The 24,021-nt window shown below is 70.9% G+C and carries 20 protein-coding genes; 8 read left to right on the forward strand and 12 right to left on the reverse strand.

All coding sequences use genetic code 11. The annotated features are described in order from the left end of the window. The first annotated feature begins 14 nt into the window (after positions 1–14). Entirely contained in the window at positions 15–791 is a 777-nt protein-coding gene (locus tag F6W70_RS17565) for an alpha/beta fold hydrolase (protein ID WP_223849539.1), read from the forward strand. A gap of 28 nt (positions 792–819) precedes the next feature. Here the strand turns inward: F6W70_RS17565 and lnt are convergent, their stop codons facing one another. From lnt to F6W70_RS17580, 3 genes are all read right to left on the reverse strand, one after another. Then, entirely contained in the window at positions 820–2,427 is a 1,608-nt protein-coding gene (gene lnt / locus F6W70_RS17570; RefSeq protein WP_151487474.1) for an apolipoprotein N-acyltransferase, read from the reverse strand. Beyond that, a complete protein-coding gene (locus F6W70_RS17575) occupies positions 2,424–3,443 on the reverse strand; it encodes a flavin-containing monooxygenase (RefSeq protein WP_060960843.1) in 1,020 nt (339 codons plus the stop codon). The genes lnt and F6W70_RS17575 overlap by 4 nt, the downstream gene beginning before the upstream one ends. A 268-nt stretch (positions 3,444–3,711) precedes the next feature. After that, entirely contained in the window at positions 3,712–4,158 is a 447-nt protein-coding gene (locus tag F6W70_RS17580; RefSeq protein ID WP_036286063.1) for a hypothetical protein, read from the reverse strand. Between the two features lie 424 nt (positions 4,159–4,582). Here F6W70_RS17580 and F6W70_RS17590 point away from each other — a divergent pair, with 424 nt between their 5' ends. Then, complete coding sequence (locus F6W70_RS17590; RefSeq protein WP_060960784.1) at positions 4,583–6,496, forward strand: multicopper oxidase domain-containing protein; 1,914 nt, start codon at positions 4,583–4,585, stop codon at positions 6,494–6,496. Positions 6,497–6,679: 183 nt separating this feature from the next. Here F6W70_RS17590 and F6W70_RS17595 read toward each other — a convergent pair whose 3' ends face one another. From F6W70_RS17595 to F6W70_RS17635, 9 genes are all read right to left on the reverse strand, one after another. Next, positions 6,680–8,191, reverse strand: coding sequence for a hypothetical protein (locus tag F6W70_RS17595; RefSeq protein WP_060960783.1), 1,512 nt, complete (start codon positions 8,189–8,191; stop codon positions 6,680–6,682). 96 nt (positions 8,192–8,287) lie between these two features. Then, on the reverse strand, positions 8,288–9,016 hold the full coding sequence (locus tag F6W70_RS17600; RefSeq protein ID WP_005049586.1) for a cytochrome c biogenesis CcdA family protein: 729 nt from the start codon (positions 9,014–9,016) through the stop codon (positions 8,288–8,290). Then, the gene (locus F6W70_RS17605) at positions 9,016–9,645 is read right to left on the reverse strand and encodes a TlpA family protein disulfide reductase (RefSeq protein WP_005049587.1); all 630 of its coding nucleotides are present in this window, start codon (positions 9,643–9,645) and stop codon (positions 9,016–9,018) included. The genes F6W70_RS17600 and F6W70_RS17605 overlap by 1 nt, the downstream gene beginning before the upstream one ends. A 19-nt stretch (positions 9,646–9,664) precedes the next feature. Further along, on the reverse strand, positions 9,665–9,940 hold the full coding sequence (locus F6W70_RS17610) for a hypothetical protein (RefSeq protein ID WP_005049588.1): 276 nt from the start codon (positions 9,938–9,940) through the stop codon (positions 9,665–9,667). Positions 9,941–9,967: 27 nt separating this feature from the next. Beyond that, entirely contained in the window at positions 9,968–10,966 is a 999-nt protein-coding gene (gene ccsB / locus F6W70_RS17615; RefSeq protein WP_151487475.1) for a c-type cytochrome biogenesis protein CcsB, read from the reverse strand. Continuing rightward, on the reverse strand, positions 10,950–12,596 hold the full coding sequence (gene resB, locus F6W70_RS17620; RefSeq protein ID WP_005049591.1) for a cytochrome c biogenesis protein ResB: 1,647 nt from the start codon (positions 12,594–12,596) through the stop codon (positions 10,950–10,952). The genes ccsB and resB overlap by 17 nt, the downstream gene beginning before the upstream one ends. After that, the gene (gene lgt, locus F6W70_RS17625; protein WP_005049593.1) at positions 12,574–13,464 is read right to left on the reverse strand and encodes a prolipoprotein diacylglyceryl transferase; all 891 of its coding nucleotides are present in this window, start codon (positions 13,462–13,464) and stop codon (positions 12,574–12,576) included. The genes resB and lgt overlap by 23 nt, the downstream gene beginning before the upstream one ends. Then, on the reverse strand, positions 13,464–14,306 hold the full coding sequence (locus F6W70_RS17630) for a M23 family metallopeptidase (protein ID WP_170287956.1): 843 nt from the start codon (positions 14,304–14,306) through the stop codon (positions 13,464–13,466). The genes lgt and F6W70_RS17630 overlap by 1 nt, the downstream gene beginning before the upstream one ends. Before the next feature lie 223 nt (positions 14,307–14,529). Then, positions 14,530–14,985 carry a DUF6153 family protein gene (locus F6W70_RS17635; RefSeq protein ID WP_056207388.1) on the reverse strand — a complete coding sequence of 152 codons (456 nt, stop codon included), beginning with the start codon at positions 14,983–14,985 and terminating at the stop codon, positions 14,530–14,532. A gap of 164 nt (positions 14,986–15,149) precedes the next feature. Here F6W70_RS17635 and F6W70_RS17640 point away from each other — a divergent pair, with 164 nt between their 5' ends. From F6W70_RS17640 to F6W70_RS17665, 6 genes are all read left to right on the forward strand, one after another. After that, positions 15,150–15,620 (forward strand): DUF6153 family protein, encoded by a 471-nt coding sequence (locus tag F6W70_RS17640; protein WP_151487477.1) that lies wholly within the window; start codon positions 15,150–15,152, stop codon positions 15,618–15,620. Positions 15,621–15,720: 100 nt separating this feature from the next. Then, entirely contained in the window at positions 15,721–16,335 is a 615-nt protein-coding gene (locus F6W70_RS17645) for a DUF305 domain-containing protein (protein ID WP_151487478.1), read from the forward strand. A 117-nt stretch (positions 16,336–16,452) separates the two neighbouring features. Further along, the gene (locus F6W70_RS17650; RefSeq protein WP_151487479.1) at positions 16,453–17,313 is read left to right on the forward strand and encodes a F510_1955 family glycosylhydrolase; all 861 of its coding nucleotides are present in this window, start codon (positions 16,453–16,455) and stop codon (positions 17,311–17,313) included. A gap of 58 nt (positions 17,314–17,371) precedes the next feature. Continuing rightward, complete coding sequence (locus F6W70_RS17655) at positions 17,372–19,825, forward strand: phosphoketolase family protein (protein ID WP_151487480.1); 2,454 nt, start codon at positions 17,372–17,374, stop codon at positions 19,823–19,825. Further along, the gene (locus F6W70_RS17660; RefSeq protein ID WP_151487481.1) at positions 19,822–22,443 is read left to right on the forward strand and encodes a heavy metal translocating P-type ATPase; all 2,622 of its coding nucleotides are present in this window, start codon (positions 19,822–19,824) and stop codon (positions 22,441–22,443) included. Before F6W70_RS17655 ends, F6W70_RS17660 begins: the two co-directional genes overlap by 4 nt. Next, complete coding sequence (locus F6W70_RS17665; protein WP_151487482.1) at positions 22,436–23,965, forward strand: multicopper oxidase family protein; 1,530 nt, start codon at positions 22,436–22,438, stop codon at positions 23,963–23,965. Before F6W70_RS17660 ends, F6W70_RS17665 begins: the two co-directional genes overlap by 8 nt. Positions 23,966–24,021 lie beyond the last annotated feature (56 nt).

Here is a 24,021-nt window from a genome sequence, read left to right on the forward strand (position 1 = left end):
CGCCGGGGCCCCGGGTGCCGACGGTGGTGTTCGAGGCGGGATCGGCGGCGACCCGCTCCACCTGGGCGTCGGTGCAGACCCGGGTCGCCGCGTTCACGCGGGCCGTGGTGTATGACCGGGCGGGGCTGGGTCGGTCCGTCCCGGATAGTGCAGGGCGCACCCTGGACCGGATGGCCGACGACCTGAACGATCTGCTGGACGGCCTCGAGCCGAGCAGCGGGTTCGTGCAGGTGGGGCATTCCGCGGGCGGCCCGATGGTGCGGCTGGCCGCGTCCCGCCGCCCGGACCGGGTGGCCGGGCTGGTGCTGGTGGATCCGACCGATGAGGCAGCGGACCTCCTGTTCGGTATGCGGTTCCGGGTCGGGGAGAAGATCGTGATCGCCGTGGAGTGGGTGCTGGCCCGGGTGGGGATGCTGGAGCGGTTCTTCCGGTTCCTCGGGGAGGGGATGCCCGAGGATGTGCGGGCCGATCTTCACCGGGAGGCGTTCCGGCCCGCGGTGGTGGTCACCCAGGGTCGGCAAGCGCGCACCTTCCTCACCGAGCTGCACGCCTGGCAGGGCGACCCGCCGGCGCTGCCCGATGTCCCGGTCACCGTCATCTCCGGCAGTCTCGCGGACGGGATGCCGCGACGGGTCCGGGATGCCGCGACCGCCGCCGGGCGGTATCGGGCCGCACAGTCCCGGCAGGGCCGGCACGTGGTCGCTGCCCGCTCCGGCCACTACATCCCCGCCACAGAACCAGATCTGATCGCTGCGGAGATCCGCCGCCTCGTCCTCCCACCCGCAGGATAACCCCGGGTTGTCTGGCGGGCATGCCTAGTCAGGCCACAGCAGGGGTGCGCCGCCGCCAGGCGATCGCGCCGGTGAGGGCGAGACCACCCAGCCCACCCCACAAGGTGACAGCGGAGACGCCTTGCCCGATGAGGACGGCGGGGGTGATGCCGGTGCGCAGGTCGGTGTCGGCGATCAGCGCCCCGGCCTGTCCGGCGGGCAGACCGGTGAGGGTGCTGCCGTCGGGGCGGATGATCTGGCTGGTGCCGACGGTGGAGACGTTCACCACGGTACGGCCGGTCTCTACCGCGCGGATCCGGGCGACCGCGAGCTGCTGCAGGTTCTCGTCCGTGCCGCGGAAGTCGGCGTTGTTGGTCTGGAACACCAGCAGCTCCGCACCGGCGGTGATGCTCTCGGCGATGACCTCGTCGTAGATCACGTCGAAGCAGATCGCCAACCCCACCGGCACACCGCCGACGGTGACCAGCGGCACGTCCGTGCCGTGCGCGTAGTCGCGTTGCAGCAGCCCGACCAGGTCGGGGGCGAGCAGGGTGTAGAACGCCCGGTCGGGCACGTACTCGCCGAACGGCACCGGGTGGCGTTTCGCGTGCGTCTGCACCTGCTCCCGCTGCGGCGTGGCACCGGTGGTGGCCGGGTCCCACAGGAACGACGTGTTGTAGATGTTGCCGCCCGCCGTGGTGGCCGCGTTCGCCAGCAGCGGGGCACCTGCCCGGGTGCTGATGCCGGTGAGATACTCGGCCAGCCACGGGGTCTGGAACGGGTCAGCATCCAGCCCTTCCGGCCACACCACCAGATCCACATCCGCGTCGAGCACCGGGCCGGTCGCGTCCCCCTGCGCCCGGGCGATCGCCCCCACGGTGCGCTGGTCGAAGTACCCGGACGGGCCGTTGCCTTGCACCGCCCCGACCCGCATCGTCCCGGCCGGTGTGGTGGGAAACGCCGGGACCAGGACCAACACCAGGGCGGTCACGGCGGGTACGGCAGCGGGGAGCGGGCGACGCCACAAGCCGGTCCGGATGGCTTCGATCGCGGCGGCGACGGTGAAAACCATCAGGAAGGTGAGCCCGCTCACCCCGACCCAGGACACCGTCTGAACGAGGGGGCTGTCGGCTTGGGTGATCCCGAGCCGCGCCCACGGCAGCCCCCCGTACGGCCAGGCGCCCAGCAGCACCTCCCGGCCCGTCCACAACGCGGCCACCAGGCCCGGCAGCAGCAGCAGGCGTCCGACCGGGCCGGGGACGGCGCGCGGCACCCACCGGTAGGCGAGTGCCAGCGGGATGATCCCGACCGCGGTCAGGGTCCCTTCCACCACGGTCAGTGCCGCCCACGGCACCGGCCCGAGATACCGGGTCGTCCAGGACACCAGCAGCCCGAAGAACAGCAACCCGAACGCCGCCCCGACCGCCACCGCCCCCCACACGCTCCGGCCGATCAGGGCGAGAAGCAGCAGCCCGGTTGCGGCGAACGCGGCCGGCCAGAACCCCACCTCCGGGTAGGCGAGATCCATCAGCACCGCCGCGGCCGCCGCGACCGGCAACGCCACCGCCAACGGCATCACCGCCCGGGCACGGCGGTTCGGCGGGGTGGGTTGGGGGTGCCCGTGCGGGTCCTGGAGGGTCGTCGGGGTGGCGGTCATGGCCGGTCCGCGATGGTGCGGGCGATTACGGCGGCGTCCCGGGACACCCCGGCGAGGGTGTCCGCTCCGGGGCGGCTGTGGGCGGGGATCCCGGCGACGAACAAGCCCGGCAGCCCGGTCATCGCCGGGCGGGACCGGGCTGCGGTCGCCTCGGCGGGGAGCCAGTCCTCGCCGGGGTCGTACCCGGTGGCGAGGATTACCGAGTCCGGGGCGAGGGTGCTGCCATCGGCGAACGTGACCTGCCCGCCGTCCGCGCCGGTCACCGCCGGGGCGACCGCCACACCCGCGTGACGCAGCGCATGGTAGCTGTCGCCGAACACCGGCTGCACGGCGGGTGGGCGACCCAGCCAGGACGAGCCTGCCCGGGCGTGGACGGGGAAGGTACGGGCGGGTCGGTGCGGGCGCCGGGTGCGGACCGCGAGGGTGACCTCGTGGGAGGTGGATAGCTCTCGCGCCAGCTGCACGCCGCTGTTTCCGCCGCCGACGATCAGCACCCGCCCGGTGGGCACCTGCCGGGGGAATTGGTAGTGGGCGCTGTGCAGCACCACCCCGGGCACCCGCAGCTGCTGCGCCCACGCAGGGATGCGGGGGTGGGTGGCGGCGCCGGTCGCGCACACCACGTTGCGGGTCTGCACGTCGCCCTCTGCGGTCTGCAGCTGCAGCACCGACCCGTGACCGACGCGTTCCACCCCGACCACACGCAACCCCCAGAACGGGTCCACCCCCAGGGTGTGCTGCACCTGGTCCAGGTAGTTCGCGATCTCATCCGCCCGCGGGTGCTCGTGCGGGTCCACCGGTAGAGGCCGGACTGGCAGCGTGCTGTGGCGGGCGTCGGATAGCAGCCGCATCGAATGCCACCGGGACGCCCAACTGCGTTGCCGGTCCGTGGCGGCGTCGACGACCACGAACTCCTGCTGCGGCCGGAACCCCAACCCGATCAGCGCGGCGGCCACCGCGAGCCCGGCCTGCCCGGCCCCGACGATGATCGCCCGCCGATGCGTCAACCCCGACCGCATCACCACCCCCTCCCCGCAGAAGAGGGCCGGGGCGGGAATGGACGGAGGATGATCGCGCCGGCGCCGCGGCGGGACGGGGCCGGACGGGGCCGAGCGGGGCCGGGTGGGCGGCGGTGACCGGCCGCAGCCGTCGGCACCGGACCGGCGAAGGGGGCCGCCGTGATACGGGTCGTCAAGACATTCTCCAAACCTAGAAATCGGCATCACACAGCGCCCGCACACGGGCGGGCGGGAAGACGCCGCCCATGGGTGGGCGGCATGCCGGATCTCAGGTTCGGGAAATCGACAACAGCAGCAGTGAGGGCGCGGCCGGACGCCGCGACACGGGCACCGGCACCAGCAGCGGCGCGCGCACCGGACGGGATACCCGCAGTATCCGCAGCCGGCCCTGGAGCCGGGAAGCCGTCACGGCCGCCAGTACCAGCAGCGTGCACACCACCCCGATCAGGCACCCCCACGCCCCGGACGCATCGACGGACACCCCCGCAGAGGACGACGCCGTCCGGCCCTCCACCGGTGCCCCCGAGTCTGGGGTAGAGCCGGTCGCGACGGGGGAGCCCGCACTGGTGTCGGCGTGCGCGTCAGCCGTGGTGTGGGAGGTGGTCCAGCCGCCGATGATGAGCACAAGTGCCAGGCCCAGGATGGTCAGCAGCCGCCCCGACCACCACCCCGCCGCGATGACCCGGTCGGGCCGGGATCGGGGGTCGCGGGGCATAGTCCCTCACTGTACCAATCCGACCTTTGCGTCTCCCGGATCTCGCCCGGCCGCAGGCCTTCCACGCCTTCGCCGACAGAGCAGCCACATCGCGTCCACCGGCACGTCGTTCTCGATTATCGGCGAACGACGTCCGTCTCCTGAGCGGAAGGATCAGTGCCCTCGGGGTGCCGTGGTGTCGGTCAAGGCGGGCAGCAGGATCGCCGTGACGCCGTCGGGGTCGAGTCTGCCGGTGCGGACTTCTTCGGCGGCGCCGTTGAGGACGGCACGGGTCGCTGAACTCCGCCGCGATCGTCTCGGCTGCGTCAGGTTCGCCCCACCGGGCACGTGCACCCGTCGGCACCCGAGGCGGCGCCGATTGAAAGAATACCTATAGGGGGTATAAGGTGTGGGGGAGTCGTGTGCGAGGGAGAGGCGGGCGAGGTTGATTCAACCGATCGACTATTTCCTGGTCGCCTGGTTCGTGCTGGTCGCGATCAGCACGATCTGGGTCGGGGTGGACCAGTTCCGTCACAACCCGGAGCCGGCGGTGATGAAGTGGGGCTTCATCCTGGTCACCCTCTACCTGGGGCCGATCGGGGCGCTGCTGTATGTGCTCGCGGACAAGGAGCCACGGCCGGGAGAGCATGAGGAGTTCACCCGGCCGCTGTGGAAGCAGGGCATCGGCTCGACCATCCACTGCGTCGCGGGCGATGCCACCGGCATCATCGTCGCCGCCGTCGTCGTCGCGTCGCTGGGCCTGCCGATGTGGCTGGATCTGATCATCGAGTACGCCGCCGGGTTCGCGTTCGGGTTGTTCGTGTTCCAGGCCCTGTTCATGAAGAACATGATGGGCGGCAGCTACTGGCAGAACGTGCGCCGCTCGTTCCTGCCCGAGTTCATCAGCATGAACTTGATGATGGCGGGCATGGCGCCGGTGATGTCGCTGCTGATGATGGGCCGCGACATGCGGGCCATGCTGCCCACCGAGTTGCTGTTCTGGGCGGTGATGAGTTTCGGGATCGCGGTCGGGTTCGTGCTCGCTTACCCCGTGAACGTGTGGATGGTGAAGAAGGGCCTCAAGCACGGTCTGATGACCGTCCGCCCCCAGCCCGCCACCCACCCCCAGGAGCATGACGCGCACGCGCAGCACAGCCCGCGGCCGGAGGCGCACGCCGGCCACGACCAGGCGGCGGGCGGTGCGTCGTCGCCGGGGTCGGGGCATGAGGCGCACCAGCCTTCTGGCGCCGGAGCGGTGACCGTGCCGCAGCTGACCGTGGTCGGCGCGTTCTCCGCGATCGCGCTCGTGGTCGGGATGGTCGCCCCCGCTAACGCCGTCAACATGACTCTCAGCGCGCACGACGTCGGTGGGCTGATCATGCCGCCCGGGATGATCATGACCCGTGACACCCCCGCCGAGGCGATGCGGGACATGGCCGCCGTCGACCCGCGGGCCGCGACCGCCGCGTACGACGTGGACACCCGCGGTGATGAGGTGCTGGAACCTGCCCGCGTCGAGGACGGGGTGAGGGTGTTCGAGCTGACCGTGTCGCAGATCCGCTGGGAGATCCTCCCCGGCGTCACCGTCGACGCGTACGCGTACAACGGGCAGATCCCGGGGCCTCGGCTGCAGGTCACCCAGGGCGACCGGATCCGCATCGACGTGACCAACGAGCTCGACGAGTCCACGACCGTGCACTGGCACGGCCTGGACGTGCCCAACGAGATGGACGGGCCCGCCGGGATCACCCAGGATCCCATCCAACCCGGCGACACCTACCGGTACGAGTACACGGTGAAGCAGTGGGGCACGTTCTTCTACCACTCCCACGATCACGCCGACCGGCAGCAGGCCCTCGGCCTGTACGGGGCGCTGATCATCGACCCCGCCGACCCTGGCCTGCAGCCGCCTGCCGATCGCGAGTACACGATCCAGCTGCAGGAGTGGCTGTCCCGGGAGGGGCTGACCTATCCGGCGATGCCGATGGAAGGGGGCATGCCGAACTACTTCACCATCAACGGGAAGGCGTACCCGGCCACCGAGACCATCGACATGAAGGTGGGGGAGACCCTCCGGGTGCGGTTCATCGGCTCGAACACCAACGACATCCACCCGATGCACATCCACGGCGGCCCGTTCACCGTCGTCGCCCGCGACGGGGCGGCCCTCACCACGGCGCAGCAGTTCCAGGCCGACACGATCAACGTCGGGCCGGGACAACGCTACGACGTGCTCTGGAACGCGCTCGAGCCCGGCCAGTGGCTCATCCACTGCCACATCAACCACCACACCACCAACAACAACGTCGAAACCGACGGCGCTGGCGGCCTGACCATGATCATCAACGTCACCGAATAACCCCACGAACCGAAGAACCGCCGCCGTTGTGGTCGCCGTTGCCGCGTCGAGTCACGTCCGCGCCCTCCGGCAGCACAGCAGGCGGATGCCAGGGGTGCCCAGCTCATCGTGCCCGACCGTTTCGGTTGCCGGAGGCCGAGATCGCCCGCCCGCCCGCAACGGGGCGCGGTGACCTCGCCGTGGTCAGGTGGTCGCGGGAGGGAGGACGCGTCGGCGGCGGGCGACGGTGACGGCCGCGGCGACCGTGAGTGCCGTCGAGACGGCGAGGAGCACGGCGCCGAGGATGATCTGCCCCGGTGACGGGGTGAGGGCGGTGACGGGCTGGTAGAGGTTGCGCTGCTGGCTCTGCGGGCCGGTGAGTTGCTGATCGACGGGCACCCACACCTCGAGGGTGCGTTCGCCGGTGGCGAACTGGGCGTACACGAACCACAGCCCCGGTGACGGCAGTGCCAGTTCCCCGGTGAAGGTACCGGGAGGCGGGGTGCCGGGTTGTGCGCGCAGCGGCGCGGTGAGGTCCTCTCCGGTGCGGCGGGCGACCAGACGGGACGGGGTGAGGTCGGTGTCGTCGGTGAGGCGGATGCCGGTGATGGTGACGGTCAGCTGCCCGGTGCCGTCGCCGGTGACGGTCATCTGTGCGGTGCCGTAGGCGGTGCCCTGGCCGGGGTCGTGCGCCTGCGCGGGTGGGGGCGGGGCGAGGGCGACCAGCAGAAGGGTGAGGGCCGCGGCCGCGCCGCCGGATCGGAGGCGAGTCCCCGGCCGCACGGTGAGGGCGATCATGCTGACGATGATCACCGTGGTGGTGCCGACGGCGGACCAGGCGACGGGGGTGGGTGGGACGCTGCTGATCCCGGTCCCGGAGGCCAGCAGTTGCAGGGTGGTCACGGCGAGGGCGGCCACCGGCCACCGCCACCGGGGGACGGGCAGGGCCAGCAGGAAGAGCCCGGCCACCGCGACCGGCAGGTCGGGGGCGAGCCACCCAGAGGTGGTGAGCAGCACCCACAGCACCACCCGGAACACCAGGTACACGGCGACGACGAGGACAAGGCGGGTGCGGCCGGGGACCAGGGTGGTGATCACCCATGCCGCGCCGAGCGTGGTCGCCAGCAGCAGCGGCAGGTACAGGGTCTCGGTGAACTGGGGCACGTCGGTGTCGTATTCCATCACGATGATCAGCGCCGCCCCCAGCACGCCTGCGGCCAGGGCGATCCGCGGCGGGGCGGGCACGTGCCGGTCGGTGCCGGTGAGCAGGCCGATCAGCACGCACAGGGTGCCGATCACCGACAGCAGGTGCGGGGGCGACCAGAGCACCGCGTCACGCCCGAACGCGGTGTGCCAGAACGCGTCGGCGGGCGCGGCCGCCGCGGTCGCGACCGCCGCAGCGACCGCGAGGGCGAACCCGGGAGTGCGGAACACGGCGGCCACGGATCGTGTCGCGGCCAGCCGCCGCCACCCCCAGCCGGCGATCACGACCCCGACGGTGAGGATCGACGCATACAGCAGCAGGTGCGGAGGGATGAAGGTGCTGTCCCGGCCGAGGGTGGTGTGCCAGGAGTCGTCCCAATACGCCGACCCAACCCCGGCGGCCGCGGCCGCTGCGGCGACCCAGACGCCCCCTGCCCCCAGCGCCGGGGAACCGCGGGCCGGGTCCGGCTCGGACGGGATGGGGGCGCGGTCACGGCTGCCGTGTGGTCGCATGGTCTGTCCTTTCTGTGATGCGGCAGGGAGCCGGTCCGGCCCTGGCGGCTAACGCCATGGCCCCGCTCCCGGCGGCAGCGGGGTGTTAGAGGTGTGTTAGAGGGGGAGCACGGTGGCTCCGATGAGGTTCTGGATGCTGGAGGTGAGGAGTGTCCAGGCTCCGCTGATCATCGCGATGCCGGTGGCGATCATGAGGACCCCGCCGGTGATGTTGATGGTGCGGATGTGGCGGCGCAGGAACGTGATGCTTCCGGTGGCCCAGTTCAGGCCGGCGGCGGCGGCGATGAAGGGCAACCCCAGGCCCAGGCAGTAGGTGACGGCGAGGAGGGCGCCGCGGGCGGGGTTGCCGGTGGTGAGGCTGAGGGCGGAGATCGCGGCGAGGGTGGGGCCCAGGCACGGGGTCCAGCCGAGCCCGAACGCGATGCCGAGCAGGGGAGCTCCGGCCAGCCCGCTGGGTGGGTGGATGGCGGGTTTCGCGGTGCGTTGGAAGAGCCGGAACACGCCGAGGAACACGAGCCCCATCAGCAGGACCACGATCCCGAGGATGCGGGTGAGGAGATCTTGCCAGCGGATGAGCCAGGCCCCCAGGGCGCCGAACGCGGCCCCGTAGCCGATGAACAGGACGGAGAAGCCGAGGGTGAACAGTCCGGTCCCGGCCAGCGCCCGCCACCGGGAGACCCCCGCGGTGGTGGTGGTGCCGGTGAGGTAGCCGAGGTAGCCGGGCACGAGGGGGAGCACGCAGGGGGAGGCGAAGGACACCAGCCCGGCGAGGAGGGCTAGGGGGAGGGCGGCCCAGATGCTGCCGGCGGTGATGATCTCCCCCATCAGGGGCTCGTCTCGGCGAGGACGGTGTCGATGAGGGCGGCGAGGGTGGTGCGGGTAGGCAGTTGCCCGATGATGCGGGCGGCCATCCGGCCGGTGCGGTCCAGGACGATTGTGGTGGGCACGGCGCCGGGGGCGGCTTTCCCGGCGAACGCGGCTTGCACCGTGCCGGTGGTGGCGTCCAGGATCGACGGGTAGGTGATGCCGAACTGGTTCTCGAACGCGGCGGCGGTGTCGGCGCTGTCGCGCACGTTGACGCCGATGAACACGACACCGTCGGGCTGGTAGGTCTGGGCGAGGGCTTCCAGGTCGGGCGCTTCGGCACGGCAGGGCGGGCAGGCGGCGTACCAGAAGTTCACCACAACGACCGAACCCGCCCACGCGGTGGAATCCGCCTGCTCCCCGGTGTCGGTGGTGCCGGTGAAGGTGACCGGGTCGTCGCGCTGGTCGGCGGGGATCTCCCGCACGGTCTCGTCCGCGGACAGATACCCCGGGGACGGGGAGGAGGACAACAGGCCGGGCGTCTGGGCGGTGCACCCGGCCAGAAGCAGGACGAGCGCGCCGAACACGGCGACCGCGGCGGCGGTGACGGCGCGGCGGGGTGGGCGTGTCAGGGTGGTGGGGGTGCGCATGCGGGATCACTCCGGTCGGTCAGGTGTTCGTGCTCTTGCTGGTGGGGCGGCGGCGGCCGGCGAGGATGGCGCCGGTGATCAGCAGCAGCGCCCCGGTCGGGTACCCGGCGACCAGGTCGAGCCAGCCGGAGGGCTGGCCAGGGCCGAACACTTCCAGGTGCGCGAGCCAGTGGATGATCGCGACGATCGCGCCGGCGGCCATCAGGGCCTGGCCGACCCGGACGAGCAGGCGGTGTCGCCGCCAGGCGCGTTGCGGGTCCTCAGCTGGGGCGGGGCGGGGGGTGGTGCGGGTCATGAGCGGGGTCCTTTCGCAGGGGGCGGGTCACAGTCCGGAGTAGGAGTGCAGGCCGGTGAAGAAGACGTTGACGACGCCGAAGTTGAACAGCACGGCGGCGAAGCCGACGATGCACAGCCAGGCGGCGCGGGTGCCGGCCCAGCCGCGGGTGGCGGTGGCGTGCAGGTATCCGGCGTAGAGCACCCAGATGATGAACGTCCACACCTCTTTCACGTCCCACCCCCAGAACCTGCCCCAGGCGCGGCCGGCCCAGATCGCCCCGGCGATCAGGGTGAAGGTCCACAGGATGAACCCGACGATCGTCAGCCGGTATGCGAGTCGGTCCAGATCCTCCGGCCCGGGCAGACTGTCCCGCAGCCGGGTGAGCCGGGAGGGGAGGCTGCGGCGGCGGGTGGTGAGCAGGTAGGTGAGGGAGACGAGGAACGCGAGCCCGAAGAACGCGGTCGCCAGCAGCGCGACCAGCACGTGGATGACCAGCCACCCGGATTGCAGGGCGGGCATCAGGGGGACGACGGGGACGTAGAAGCTGACCGTCGCGACGCCGAGCAGCAGCACGGTCAGCCCGAGCACGGCGCTGCCCAGGTACGCCAGCCGCACCCGCAGCGACACGGCCAGGAAGGTGGCGATGATCAGGGCGGTGCCGGTGAGGGAGAACTCGAACATGTTCGCCCACGGCACCCGGTCCGCGGCGACCCCGCGCAGCACCACCCCGGCAAGATGGAACACCCAGCCCAGCACGGTCAACACGAACCCGACCCGCGCCGCCTTCCCCGCCCCCCGTCCGCCCCCCGGGGCAGCGGCGGCACCGGGTGCGGTGTCGGGGGCGGGGGCGGTGGGTGTGCCTGCCAGGTCCGGGTCGGTGGTGCTGGTGGCGCCGGCGGTGACCGGCACCCGGACGGTGACCGGGACGGCAGGGGTGCTGGCGCGGCGGGCGAGGTGAAGGGTGTAGGCGACGAATGCGGCGGCGTAGATCGCGATCGCCGAGTACACCAGCAGCAGGGACAGGGCGTCAAGGAACGGGGTCATCAGAGCCTCCTCGAAGGGGTGCGGGGGAAGGGGTGAGGCGGGTGGCGAGGGTGTCGACGGTGGGTTGCAGGCGGGGGTCGTCGCCGCGGGCGAGCCCGGCGACCTCAAGCACCGTGCCGCCGTCCCGGCCGGTGGTTGCGCGGACCCAAAGGCGGCGGCGGGGCACGAACAGGGACAGGGCCAACCCGGCCATCGCGACGACCGCGGCGATCAGAGTGGGGGTTTGGGTGGGGTCGGCGGCGATCTCCAGCGACGCGAATCGGGGGATCGGGCCGAGCTCGATCGTGCCCAGCTCGTCCGGCAGCGGAACCGGGGTGCCGGGGACCAACTGCAGGGCGGGGGTGGGGGTGCCCCGCCCGGCGATCTGGGTGAGGGTGCTGGTGTCCAGTGCGTACACCGACACCGGGACCCCGGTGTTCAGGCCCAGGTCGCCGACGTACACGTTGAAGGTGACGACCGGGTCCAGCAGGTCCGGGTAGCTGGACGCGAACGCCCCAGAGGCGGTGGTCGCGCGGGTGGGGTACAGCATCCCGACCAGGCCGACCTGCTCGGCCAGCCCGTCGGGAACCTTCACGATGCCCAAGCTGGTCAAATTCGCGTCCTGCGGCAGGAACGGGACCGTGTCACGGAACACGATCTTCCCGGCCGGGTTTCGGACGGTGAGGGTGGGGGCGTACCCGTTGCCGAGCAGATAGATGTCGGTGCCAGCCACCGGCAGCGGCTCGTTGACCCGGATGCTGGAGGCCTGCCGGGTGCCGCCAGTGGTGGTCGTGACCTGCGCGTCGAACGTCTTCGGCATGCCGAGCGCGTTGACGTTGTCCAGGACGTAGTCGACGCGGAACCGGTCCAGGGTGAGGGAGAACGCCGGGATCTGCGTGTCAGTGATGAACCGGCCGGCGGTGAACGAGTCGTACGCGATCCGGGTGGACGCGAACGTCTGCCCCTCCACCAGCACCCGCTGCCCGGTGAACCGGAACCCGCCGCCGACGCCGACCACGACCAGCACCGCCAGCAGCGCCACGTGGAACAGCAGGTTCCCGGTCTCCCGCAGGTAGCCGCGCTCGGCTGCGACCGAGTCCCGTCCGTCGTCGCCGCGGACCCGGCGGGTGCGGTACCGCTGCCGACGCAGCGCCTTCTCGGCCGCGTCCAAGACCGCACCGGGGGGCGTGTCGGGGAGGACGCGGCGGGTGTGGGCGGGCAGGCGGGACAGGTTGCGGGGGGTGGCCGGGGGCGGGGCGAGCAGCGCGGTCAGGTGGTGGCGGATGCGGGGGATGACGCAGCCGATCAGCGACGCGAACAACAGCAGGTAGATCGCGGAGAACCACACCGACCCGAACACGTCGTGCAGCTGCAGCAGGTCCACCGCCCACATCCAGCCCGGGTTGGTCTTGTCGAACTGGATCACCCCGTTCGGGTCGGAGGAGCGTTGCGGGATCAACGACCCGGGGATCGCGGCCACCGCGAGCAGCAGCAACAACACCAGGGCGGTGCGCATGCTGGTCAGCTGCCGCCACGCCCACCGCGCCCACCCCGACACGCTCAGGCGCGGATTCGTGCGCTCCTCCACCGGCCGGTCGACGTGATCGGCGGGCAGCTGCGGGGCCTGCTCACTGCGGATCGACACGCGCATCCCCCCTCCCCCGGACGGGTGCGCGGCGGCGGGCGCGCCAGGAGGCGTGGGCGAGCAGCCCGACCCCCAGTACGGCGGCCACCAGGGCGGTGAGCACGTTCGCTTTCAGCCCGCCGGCGAGCAGCTCGGTGGGATCCAGCCGGATGGACTCCAGCACCGCCCGCCCCGCCCCGTACCACAGCAGGTACACGCCCAGACTCCGCCCGGCGCCCAGCGTGATCCGGCCGTGCCGGCGGCGGTGCTGCTCGAGCAGCACGATCACGGCGGCGCCGGCCAGGTTCCACAGCAGCTCGTACAGGAACAGCGGATGAAACAGGGTCCCCGCCGGGGTCCCCGGCGGGATCGCGGGGGCTGAGGGGTCGATCTGCAGCCCCCACGGTAAGGTGGTGGGCGGGCCGAACAGCTCCTGGTTGAAGTAGTTCCCCAGCCGTCCCACCGCCTGGGCGACCAGCATCCCCGGCGCGAGCGCGTCCAGGAACAGCAGCACCGGGATCCCGGCGCGACGGGTGCCGATCACAATCCCGACCAGCCCGCCCAGGATCGCACCGAAGATTGCGATCCCGCCTTCCCAGATGTAGAGCACCCGCCACAGGTCCGCGCCAGGGAAGAAGTAGTCGCCGGGATGGGTGAGCACATGGTAGATCCGGGCGCCGAGGATCCCGAACGGCACCGCCCACATCGCCACATCCACCACGACCCCGGCCGGGTGCCCGACCGCCCGCAGCCGACGGCCGGTGATCAGCACCGCCAGCACGATCCCGGCCAGGATCGCCAGCGCGTAGAACCGGATCTGGAACGGACCGACCTGAACGAAGCTGATCCCCGGGCTCGGGATCAGCGCCGGAGCCACAATGAGGAGTGCGTCCATCAGGGCCTCACCCTCGCCGGAAGCCACGCCAGCGGGTCCACCGCTTCGCCTCCGGTGCGGATCTCGAAGTGCAGGTGTGCGCCGAAGCTGCGTCCACTGTCCCCGACCCGGCCGACCATCTGCCCCACCCGCACGGTCTGTCCCGGGGTCAGGGCGAGGGACCCTTCCCGTATGTGCGCGTACGCGCTTTCCACGACCTGCCCGTCGATCTCGTGCCGGATCACCACGTACACCCCGTACGCGCCGCCCTGCTCCGTCGCGGTGGTGACCACCCCGTCGGCGATCGCCTGGATCGGGGTGCCGATCCCGGGGGTCATGTCCAGTCCGGCATGGAAATTTGAGCAGGACGGGCATGGCGGGGTGCGGTACCCGAACGTGCTGCTGATCGGCACTCCCACGGTGAACGGCCACTGCACCGCCGATGCCGGGTCGTTGGTGAACGTGTCCGCGGTGTGCGCGTACGACTCGGTCCCGACGGGGGCGGTCACCGCCACCGTGTAGTCCCCGCGCACCATCACCGTCCCGGTGACGGTGTCGGGGGTGGTGAACGACTGGGCGCGCACCGGGGTGCGGGTCGCCTCGACGGCGAACACCGGCTCCGGCGTCAACGGGATCAGCAACGGCAGTCCGGCGATCGACGCGACCGGGAGCATCACCGCGCCGGCGAGCATCCGGGATCGGGTGAGCGTGCGGCGCGGCGCGTGTCGAGGTGTCCGGGCGGCACGGGTGGGCCGACGGCGTCGATCGCGTCGCGTCTGGACGGGTGGGGAAGACAGGGCGGCTCTCGCCGCACGGCGCGTTCCGGTACCGGGAGTCGGGGTGGAGGGGGCGGGTTCGGGCATACAAGACTTTCCTGGATGAGGGGGACGATGAAGGTGCGCACGGTCGCCGTCACACGGTCCAACCGGGAGCCGCGGCCCGGAGTGCACGGCGAGAATCCGGGATCGGATCACCCATGGCGCTGCCGCAGACGGGTCGCGCTCGCCTGCGGGCCGCACATCGTGGACCGTCGGCGACATCACGCGCCGGCGGCGGCTCAGGCGGCGGGCGCGGGCGGGGTGCTGATCAGGTGCGGCTGATCGACAGCACGATCAGGGAGGGCCGCAGAAGAGGCGACCCGGACGTGAACGAGCTCGACCTGCCGGGGAGGGATCGCAGCCACGCCAGCAGCGACATCCACCCGTCCCGGGCCGGGAGCACCAGGATGAGCAGGGTCAGCAACGCGAGCAGACACGTCACGGCAGCGAAAGCATGAGACGTCCCGCAGACCGTCTCATCGCACGAGGGCGTCACCACCCCGCTGACCAGGACATCAGCGGCGGCATCGGGGGCCGCAACGACTGCGGAGGCGGACACGACAGTGCCCGCCTGGTCCTCTTCCAGACTCAGCGAATGCATCGCAAGCAGCCCCGCGATGATCGCGGTCACCGCGGCCAGGTAGAACCACAGGGCACGCCGGGACCCGAGTGCCCGCCGTCGCGCCACCACCTGGTTCACCGTCGACGCCCCTTCCTCGATCACGCCCAGCATACCCCGGGCGGGTAGCCATCCCCGAAGCGATACCCATCCTGGATACCCCGGATGGGTATATGCTGAGTGGTAGGGGGCACCCGCTCCCGTGCGTGGTGTTCTGACCGTGTCGCGGAGGCAAGGCACCGCTACCCTGGACGGGAAGGAGGTCGGTCGTGAACGTGATTCGCTCGCACGCGCGTCTGACCCCCGGGGTGCGACGGCTCCTGCTGGCCGCTCCGATCGCCCTGGCGATCATCACCGGGCTGCTGTCCATGCACATCCTGACCGGTTCCCACCAGCCCGCCCTGGCATCAGAGACCAGCGCGATGAGCACGCACAGCCAGGTCGGCTCCGCACCAGCCGCCGCCGACGATACGCCGATGACCGCAGCTGCGGCGGAGGGCGCTGGAGGGCATTGCCAGGACGGGTGCGGCAGCCCTGCGGGGATGCCGGATCACTCGATGCTGATGATGGTGTGCGTGCTGGCGCTGCTGGCCGCGGTGATCGTCCTGCTCGCCCCGACGTCCCGTGCCCTTCTCACATACGCCGTAGCCCGCTCGCGCTCCCATACCCGGACTCTGCTGGTCGGATTGCCGCATCCCCGCCCGCCTTCACTGCTTGTCCTGTCCATCAGTCGCACCTGATTCCGCCTGAACCCCGGCGACCCTTGCCGGGGATGCTGCACCCTGCCCTCCCGGGCACTGAATCAGACCCTCACCGACTGAATAGACAAGGACACCCCTGATGCGTTTTCGTACTCTCACGCTGACCGCCGGCGCCCTGGCCACCGTGCTCGTGCTCGCCGGCTGCGCCCCCACCGACGGCACCATGCCCGGCATGGACCACGGACCCGGGGGGATGACCAGCACCGCCCCCTCCCAGTCCGCCGCCGCGTTCAACGCCGCGGACGAGATGTTCGTGACCATGATGATCCCGCACCACCAGCAGGCCATCGAGATGGCCGATCAGATCCTCGCGAAAGACGGCATCGACGAGCGAGTCGTCTCCCTCGCCGAGCAGATCAAGGCCGCACAGGACCCGGAGATCCAGACCATGAAGGGCTGGCTTCAGGAGTGGGGCGTCCCGTACGACGACTCCATGTCCGGGATGGACGGCATGGACATGGGCGGCGGGATGATGTCGGAGGACGACATGGCCGCTCTGGATGCCGCGACCGGGGTCGAGGCGACCCGCCTGTTCCTGAACGGCATGATCGCTCACCACCAGGGCGCCGTGACGATGGCGCAGTCGGTGCTCACCGACGGACAGAACCCGGACGTGGCCGCCCTCGCGCAGCAGATCATCGACGGGCAGACCGCCGAGATCACCACGATGCAGGACATCCTCGCCACCCTCTGACCCGGTACCCCTCGGACGGGACCCGCGCTCCCGATGCCGGTCCCGTCCGAGGCCCCACCCTCGACCCCTGTGCGGTCACCGGTATCCGGCGTACCCGCACGGAAAGGACCTCCGTTCATGATCTCTCCCACCACCCGCAGACTGGCGATCACGGCCACCGTCACCGTCGCGCTGCTGCTCACGGGCTGCAGCACCACCCCTGCGGAGCCCGATGCCCCCGCGAGCACCGCGGCCGGGTTCGGGCATGTGCACGGCATCGTCGACGCCGGTGACAGCACCGTGCTGCTGGGCACCCACACCGGCCTGTACACGCTGGGCGAGGACGGCACCGTCACCGGCCCGGTCGGTGGCATCGACCTGGACGCGATGGGACTGACCGCTACCGGTGACACCCTCTACGCGTCCGGGCACCCCGGCCCGTCCACCCCGGCGGAGCTCGGCGCCCCCAACCTCGGCATCATCCGCAGCCTCGACGCCGGCGCCTCGTGGGAACCGGTCGCGTTCACCGGGGAAGAGGACTTCCACGTCCTCACCGTCACCGGCGACGGCACCCTGTACGGGATCGGATCCTCCCGCCCGCTGCTGCGCACCAGCAGCGACGGCGGGCAGAGTTGGGCGGACGGTGCCGAGCTGCCCGCCGTCGACCTGGCCGCCGCGACCGACGGCACCCTGTACGCCGCCACCCAGGACGGGCTGCAGCACAGCACCGACGGTGGCGCCACCTTCACCCCGGCGCCGGACGCGCCAGTGCTGTACCTGGTGGAGACCGACCCAACCGGTGGGGTGGTCGGAGTGGACACCGACGGGACGTTGCGACGCCTAGTCGGCACCGGCTGGGAGAACGTCGGCACCACCACGGGAACCGTCCAAGCCCTCGGGGTCACCGGGGACGGTGCGATCGTCCTGGTCGATGACCGCGGCGTGGTCTGGATCCGCGACACCACCGCCACCGTTCTCATCCCGGCGGCAACACCATGACCACCGTCATTCGCACCTGGCGCGACCCGAGCGACCGCGGATCGGAAGGAGACCGACCATGACCCCCACACCGGCACCCCCCGCGTGGGCGCACCGCACCACTGATGCCACCGCCGAGCAGTTGGCGGCGGTGGATGCGTGGTGGCGGGCGGCGAACTATCTGAGCATCGGCCAGATCTACCTGCAGGGTAACCCGCTGCTGCGCCACCGCCTCAGCCGGGACGACATCAAGCCGCGGCTGCTGGGCCATTGGGGCACCACCCCGGGCCTGAACTTCCTCTACGCCCACCTGAACCGCGCCATCCGCGACCGCGACCTGAACACCCTGTACGTGACCGGGCCCGGGCACGGCGGACCCGGCATGGTCGCCAACGCCTACCTCGACGGCACCTACACCGAACGCTACCCGGGCATCGACCGCACCGAAGAGGGGCTGCGGGCGCTGTTCCGGCAGTTCTCCTTCCCGGGCGGGATCCCCTCGCACGCGTCCCCGGAAACGCCCGGGTCGATCAACGAGGGCGGGGAGCTGGGCTACTCCCTCGTGCACGCCTACGGGGCCGCGTTCGACAACCCCGACCTGCTGGTCGCCTGCGTGATCGGTGACGGGGAGGCGGAGACCGGGCCGCTGGCGACCGCGTGGCACGGCAACAAGTTCCTCAACCCCGCCCATGACGGGGTGGTGCTGCCGATCCTGCATCTGAACGGGTACAAGATCGCCAACCCGACCGTGCTGTCCCGCATCCCCGAGGAAGAGCTGGTCGCGCTGCTGCGCGGCTACGGCCATCACCCCCACGTCGTCACGGTCGGCTTCGATGGCGAGACCCCGCAGGAGTCCCACGCGACGTTCGCGGCGGTCCTGGATGCGGTGCTGGATGAGATCGCGGACATCAAGGCCGCCGCGGCGGCCGGGACGCTGGAGGGGCGGCCGGCGTGGCCGGCGATCGTGCTGCGCAGCCCGAAGGGGTGGACCTGCCCGAAGATCATCGACGGTCTGCCGGTGGAGGGCACCTGGCGGGCACACCAGGTGCCGCTCGCCGAGGTCCGCGACAATCCCGAGCACCTGCGGATCCTCGAGGACTGGCTGGCGTCCTACCGCCCGCACGAGCTGTTCGACGTGACCGGCGCCCCCCGCCCGGCCACGGTCGCGATCGCCCCGGACGGGGATCGGCGGATGAGCGCGAACCCGGCCGGCAACGGCGGACAACTCACCGTCCCGCTGCGGCTCCCGGACTTCCACAAGCCCGCGCAGCCGGTCGACCCGGCCGAGCGGGGTGCGGGAACCGGGGAAGCGACCCGCGTGCTGGGCGAGTGGCTGGCGGGGGTGATCCGGGACAACCCGGACAACTTCCGCATCTTCGGCCCGGACGAGACCGCCTCCAACCGGCTCGCCCCACCCGTCTACCAGGCCACCGGCAAGCAGTGGAACGCGGCCGTGGAGCCCGTCGACGAGCACCTGGCCCCGACTGGGCGGGTGATGGAGGTGCTCAGCGAGCACCAGTGCCAGGGCTGGCTCGAGGGCTACGTCCTTACCGGCCGGCATGGGCTGTTCAACTGCTACGAGGCGTTCACCCACATCGTCGACTCGATGTTCAACCAGCACGCCAAATGGCTCGAAGCGGCCCGGGAGGTGTCGTGGCGGGACCCGATCCCGAGCTTCAACTACCTGCTCTCCAGCCACGTCTGGCGGCAGGACCACAACGGGTTCTCTCACCAGGACCCCGGGTTCATCGACCTCGCCCTGAACAAGAGCCCCGACATCGTCCGCGTCTACCTGCCGTTCGACGCGAACACGCTGCTGTCCACCTACGACCACTGCCTGCGCTCGGCCGGGTACATCAACGTCGTCGTCGCCGGGAAGCAGCCCGCCCCGCAGTGGCTGACGATGGACGAGGCGATCGAGCACTGCACCCGCGGGCTCGGGATCCTGCCGTGGGCGGGCACCGAAACCGAAGGCACCGAGCCGGATGTGGTGCTCGCCGCCGCCGGCGACGTCCCCACCCTCGAGACCCTCGCCGCGGCGGCGCTGCTGCGCGAGCACATCCCCGACCTGAGAGTGCGGGTGGTGAACGTGGTCGACCTGACCCGGCTGCAATCCGAGGACCAGCACCCGCACGGTCTCCCGGACCGGGAGTTCGATGCGATCTTCACTCCCGACAAGCCGGTGATCTTCGCCTACCACGGCTACCCGTGGCTGATCCACCGACTCACCTACAAGCGCGCCGGGCACCAGAACCTGCACGTGCACGGCTTCCAGGAGCGCGGCACCACCACGACCCCGTTCGACATGGTCATGCTCAACGACCTCGACCGGTACCGGCTCGCGATCGACGTCCTCGACCACGTCCCGGGCCTCGCCGCCCGCCACGCCGGCCTGCGGCAGGAGCTGCAGGACGCCCGCCTGCACGCCCGCGCCCACACCCGCGAGCACGGCACCGACATCCCCGCCGTCGCCGACTGGCAATGGCCCCACCCCGACACCACCGACCCCACCCTCGGGAAGGAACCGAAATGAGCGACACCAGAACCGTGACCCTGCAGGTCAGCGGCATGATCCGCGCGACCTCCAAGAACGTCACCGAAGCCCACCTGAGCCGACAACCCGGAGTGATCGCCGTGGACGCGAACCCGGTCTCACAGACCGCGACCGTCACCTACGACCCCGAGACCACCTCGGTCGCCCACCTCCAGCAATGGGTCATCGACTGCGGGTATCACTGCGCCGGCCAGTCCGTCCCCGACCATATCTGCGACCCCGTGCACGACCCGCACGACGAGGGTGCGCACGACCACAGCGCCCACCACGGCCCCGCAGCTGAGGGCGCACAAGAACCGCACGCGAGTCACGACGCGCACGAGGGCCACACGGATGCCACGGGTCACGCCAGCCACGCGGGCCATAAGGGTCCTGCGGGCTATCACGACGACCCCGTCCACGACCACGCCGCTGGCCACGACCACACGCACGCCCCGTCGGCGACGGCGGATGACGGTGAGCATGCCGGTCACCACGTCGAGCACGCCGGTCACACCGCGGCCGCGGGTGGGCACGATCATGGTGCAGCGTCGGGTCACAGTGCGCAGGAGATGATGGGCCACGGTGGGCATCACGGCGGGATGTCGATGGACGCGATGATCCGCGACATGCGCAACCGGTTCCTGGTCGCGCTGATCCTGTCGATCCCGATCACCCTGTGGTCTCCGATCGGGCGGGAGGTGATCGGATTCGAGGTGCCGGCACCGTTCGGGCTGCGCGATGACGTGTTCATGCTGATCCTGTCGCTGCCGGTGATCTTCTACTCGGCGTGGATCTTCTTCGACGGCGCCTACCGGGCGCTGCGCGCGAAGACCCTCGACATGATGGTGCTCGTCGCAGTCGGTGTCGGCGCCGGCTGGCTGTACTCCCTCGCGGTCACCCTCACCGGCGGCGGTGAAGTGTTCTACGAAGCCGCCACGGTGCTTGCCACCTTCGTGCTGCTGGGGCATTGGGTGGAGATGCGCGCCCGCGGCGGCGCGAACGACGCCATCCGCACCCTCCTGGAGCTCGCACCCTCGCAGGCGGTCGTGATCCGTGACGGGCAGGAGGTCGAGATCCCCACCAGCGAGGTCGTCCCGGGGGATCTGATGCTGGTGCGGCCGGGGGCGAAGATCCCCACCGACGGTGTCGTGGAATCCGGAGAGTCCGAGGTGGACGAGTCGATGGTCACCGGCGAGTCCATGCCGGTGGACAAAGCGCCCGGGTCGGAGGTGATCGGAGCGACCGTGAACACCGTCGGCACCCTCCGCGTCACAGCCACCAAAGTCGGCTCGGACACGGCGTTGGCGCAGATCGTGAAGCTCGTGCAGGAGGCGCAGAACTCCAAAGCCCCCGGGCAGCGCCTCGCCGACCGGGCAGCGTTCTGGCTCGTCCTGGTCGCCCTGATCGGCGGCACCCTCACCTTCCTGGTGTGGCTGCTCGCCGGCGCTGCAATCCCGATGGCGATCCTGTTCGCTATCACCGTCGTCGTCATCACCTGCCCCGACGCGCTCGGCCTCGCCACCCCGACGGCGATCATGGTCGGCACCGGGCTCGGCGCGAAACGGGGCGTGTTGTTCAAGAACGCCTCCGGGATCGAAACCGCCGCCCACATCGACACGGTCGTGTTCGACAAGACCGGCACCCTCACCAAGGGGGAGCCGGAGGTCACCGACTACATCCCCGTCGGCGGCGACGAGCTCGAGACTCTCTCCCTCGCGGTCGCGTTGGAGCGGGAATCCGAGCATCCTCTGGCGAAAGCGATCGTGAATTACGCCGACGCCCGCGACATCCCCCGTCGCACCGCGACCGCGTTCCGAAACGTCACCGGGCAGGGCGCGATCGCCACCGTCGACGGTCGACAGGTCGTCCTCGGCAACCCGCGCCTTCTCACCGGGGAGGGGATCGACATCAGCGGGGTGCAGGCCGCTCAGCAGGACCTGGCTGGGTCCGGCCGCACCGCGATCCTGTTCGCCGTGGACGGGCAAGTCGCCGGGATCATCGGTCTCGCCGACGCACCCCGGGACACCGCAAAGACCGCGATCGACGCTCTCCACGAGCAGGGCGTCGAGGTCGCAATGCTCACCGGGGACAACAAGCCCACCGCCGACCGGATCGCCGCTCTCCTCGGCATCGACACCGTGATCGCGGATGTGCTCCCCGAGGACAAGTCCGCGAAGGTCGCCGAGCTGCAGAAGACGGGCAAGAAGGTCGCGATGGTCGGCGACGGCGTCAACGACGCCCCCGCCCTCGCCCAGGCCGACCTCGGCATCGCGATCGGCGCCGGCACCGACGTCGCCATCGAGACCGCCGACGTGGTCCTGATGCGCTCGGACCCGCTCGATGTTGCGATCGCACTCAAGATCGGCAAGGGCACACTGCGAAAGATGCGGCAGAACCTGGGCTGGGCCATCGGATACAACGCCGCCGCCCTCCCCATCGCCGCTGGCGTGTTCTATCCGGCGTTCGGGATCATGCTGTCCCCGGAGATCGCCGCCCTGTCGATGTCCGGTTCCTCCGTGATCGTCGCCGTCAACGCCCTCCTCCTCAAGCGGCTCCGCCTGCCCGCCCAGGCGCCCGCTGCGACGACCATGCAGAAGGAGCCCGAACATGCCTGACCGTCCGCTCTCTCCCACACCGTCCTCCCCGATGCTGCTGACCCGACGAGGTGTGCTCGGACTCGGACTGGGCGCCGTCGCGGCAGCCGTGCTCGCCTCCTGCACCCCCGCGCCGCAATGGGTGACACCCACCGGCGCAGCGGTGTCCGGCACGGAGAAGAACCGCGGCGGCACCGGCCGAGTCACCACCGTCGACCTCACCGCCGCCCCCACCACGCTCGACCTGGCCGGTACCGCCGCCGCCACCTGGGCGTTCGGAGGTATCCCGGCCCCGGTAATCCGGCTCACCGCAGGCGACACGCTGAAAGCGACCGTCCGCAACCAGCTCGACGCGGACACCTCCGTGCACTGGCACGGACTCGCCCTCCGCAACGACATGGATGGGGTCCCTCCGGTCACCCAAGCCCCCATCGCCCCGGGCGGACAGTTCGCATACGAGTTCGTCACCCCGCATCCGGGCACCTACTGGTTCCACCCCCACGTCGGCCCGCAACTGGACCACGGCCTCTACGGTGCGCTCATCATCGACGACCCGGACGAGAAGGTGACGTGGGACGACGAATGGGTGCTGATCCTCGACGACTGGCTCGACGGCGTCACCGCCACCCCGGACCAGGTCCTCACCGACCTCTCGAAGGGCATGGGAGACATGGGCGGGATGGGCGACATGTTCATGCGGATGGGGAACCTGCTGATGGGTGCCACCTCCGACCTGCTCGGCGGCGACGCCGGCGACGTCTACTACCCGCACTACCTCATCAACGGCAAACCCAAAGCCGACCCCGCCCAATTCACCGGCACTCCTGGTGCCCGGGTGCGGATCCGTGTCATCAACGCCGGTAGCGACACCGCGTTCCGGTTCGCGATCGGCGGCCACACCCTGACGATCACCCACACCGACGGGTTCCCGGTGGATCCTGTCGAGGTCGACAGTGTCCTGATCGGGATGGGCGAACGCTACGACCTGCAGGTCACCCTGGACGATGGGGTGTTCCCTGTCGTCGCCGACGCGGAAGGCAAGCAGGATCGCGCGTTCGCGCTCGTTCGCACCGCCGCTGGCACGGCTCCGGCCAGCGACGTCCCCGTCGCCGAGCTCGGCACCGGCAGGGTTGGCACCGCTGCCGGGCTGAGCGCGACCGCCTCCGTCACCCTGCACCAGGCATCCCCCGACCGGGTCGTGCACCTCGCGCTGACCGGGGGGATGGAGGCGTACGACTGGGGGATCAATGGGCGCCGGTTCGACATGAACGACCCGTTGCGGGACGCGCACGCGATCAGTAGGGGGGAGCGGGTGCAGTTGCGGATCCGCAATGACACCGAGATGTGGCATCCGTTCCACCTGCACGGCCACACCTACCAGCACGCGAACGGCGGCCCCCGGAAGGACACCTCCATCATCCTCCCGGGCCAGACCCTGACAGTCGACTTCGACGCCGACAACCCCGGCCAGTGGGTCGCGCACTGCCACAACATCTACCACGCCGAGACCGGCATGACCACGGTGCTCGGATACCAGTCATGAACCGCGCGTTCACCCCCAGCACGGGAGGATGATCGCGCGGGCGATCGGACGGCGGC

This window comes from Microbacterium maritypicum (assembly GCF_008868125.1).
Taxonomy (GTDB): domain Bacteria; phylum Actinomycetota; class Actinomycetes; order Actinomycetales; family Microbacteriaceae; genus Microbacterium; species Microbacterium maritypicum.

Coding starts and splice junctions, on each gene's coding strand:
- F6W70_RS17655 (WP_151487480.1), top strand. CDS start 17,372: ATGACCCCCACACCGGCACCCCCCGCGTGGGCGCACCGCACCACTGAT.
- F6W70_RS17600 (WP_005049586.1), bottom strand. CDS start 9,016: ATGGGGGAGATCATCACCGCCGGCAGCATCTGGGCCGCCCTCCCCCTA.
- lgt (WP_005049593.1), bottom strand. CDS start 13,464: ATGGACGCACTCCTCATTGTGGCTCCGGCGCTGATCCCGAGCCCGGGG.
- F6W70_RS17580 (WP_036286063.1), bottom strand. CDS start 4,158: ATGCCCCGCGACCCCCGATCCCGGCCCGACCGGGTCATCGCGGCGGGG.
- F6W70_RS17610 (WP_005049588.1), bottom strand. CDS start 9,940: ATGACCCGCACCACCCCCCGCCCCGCCCCAGCTGAGGACCCGCAACGC.
- F6W70_RS17665 (WP_151487482.1), top strand. CDS start 22,436: ATGCCTGACCGTCCGCTCTCTCCCACACCGTCCTCCCCGATGCTGCTG.
- F6W70_RS17575 (WP_060960843.1), bottom strand. CDS start 3,443: ATGCGGTCGGGGTTGACGCATCGGCGGGCGATCATCGTCGGGGCCGGG.
- lnt (WP_151487474.1), bottom strand. CDS start 2,427: ATGACCGCCACCCCGACGACCCTCCAGGACCCGCACGGGCACCCCCAA.
- ccsB (WP_151487475.1), bottom strand. CDS start 10,966: ATGACCCCGTTCCTTGACGCCCTGTCCCTGCTGCTGGTGTACTCGGCG.
- F6W70_RS17645 (WP_151487478.1), top strand. CDS start 15,721: ATGCGTTTTCGTACTCTCACGCTGACCGCCGGCGCCCTGGCCACCGTG.
- F6W70_RS17630 (WP_170287956.1), bottom strand. CDS start 14,306: ATGCCCGAACCCGCCCCCTCCACCCCGACTCCCGGTACCGGAACGCGC.
- resB (WP_005049591.1), bottom strand. CDS start 12,596: ATGCGCGTGTCGATCCGCAGTGAGCAGGCCCCGCAGCTGCCCGCCGAT.
- F6W70_RS17605 (WP_005049587.1), bottom strand. CDS start 9,645: ATGCGCACCCCCACCACCCTGACACGCCCACCCCGCCGCGCCGTCACC.
- F6W70_RS17660 (WP_151487481.1), top strand. CDS start 19,822: ATGAGCGACACCAGAACCGTGACCCTGCAGGTCAGCGGCATGATCCGC.
- F6W70_RS17595 (WP_060960783.1), bottom strand. CDS start 8,191: ATGCGACCACACGGCAGCCGTGACCGCGCCCCCATCCCGTCCGAGCCG.
- F6W70_RS17650 (WP_151487479.1), top strand. CDS start 16,453: ATGATCTCTCCCACCACCCGCAGACTGGCGATCACGGCCACCGTCACC.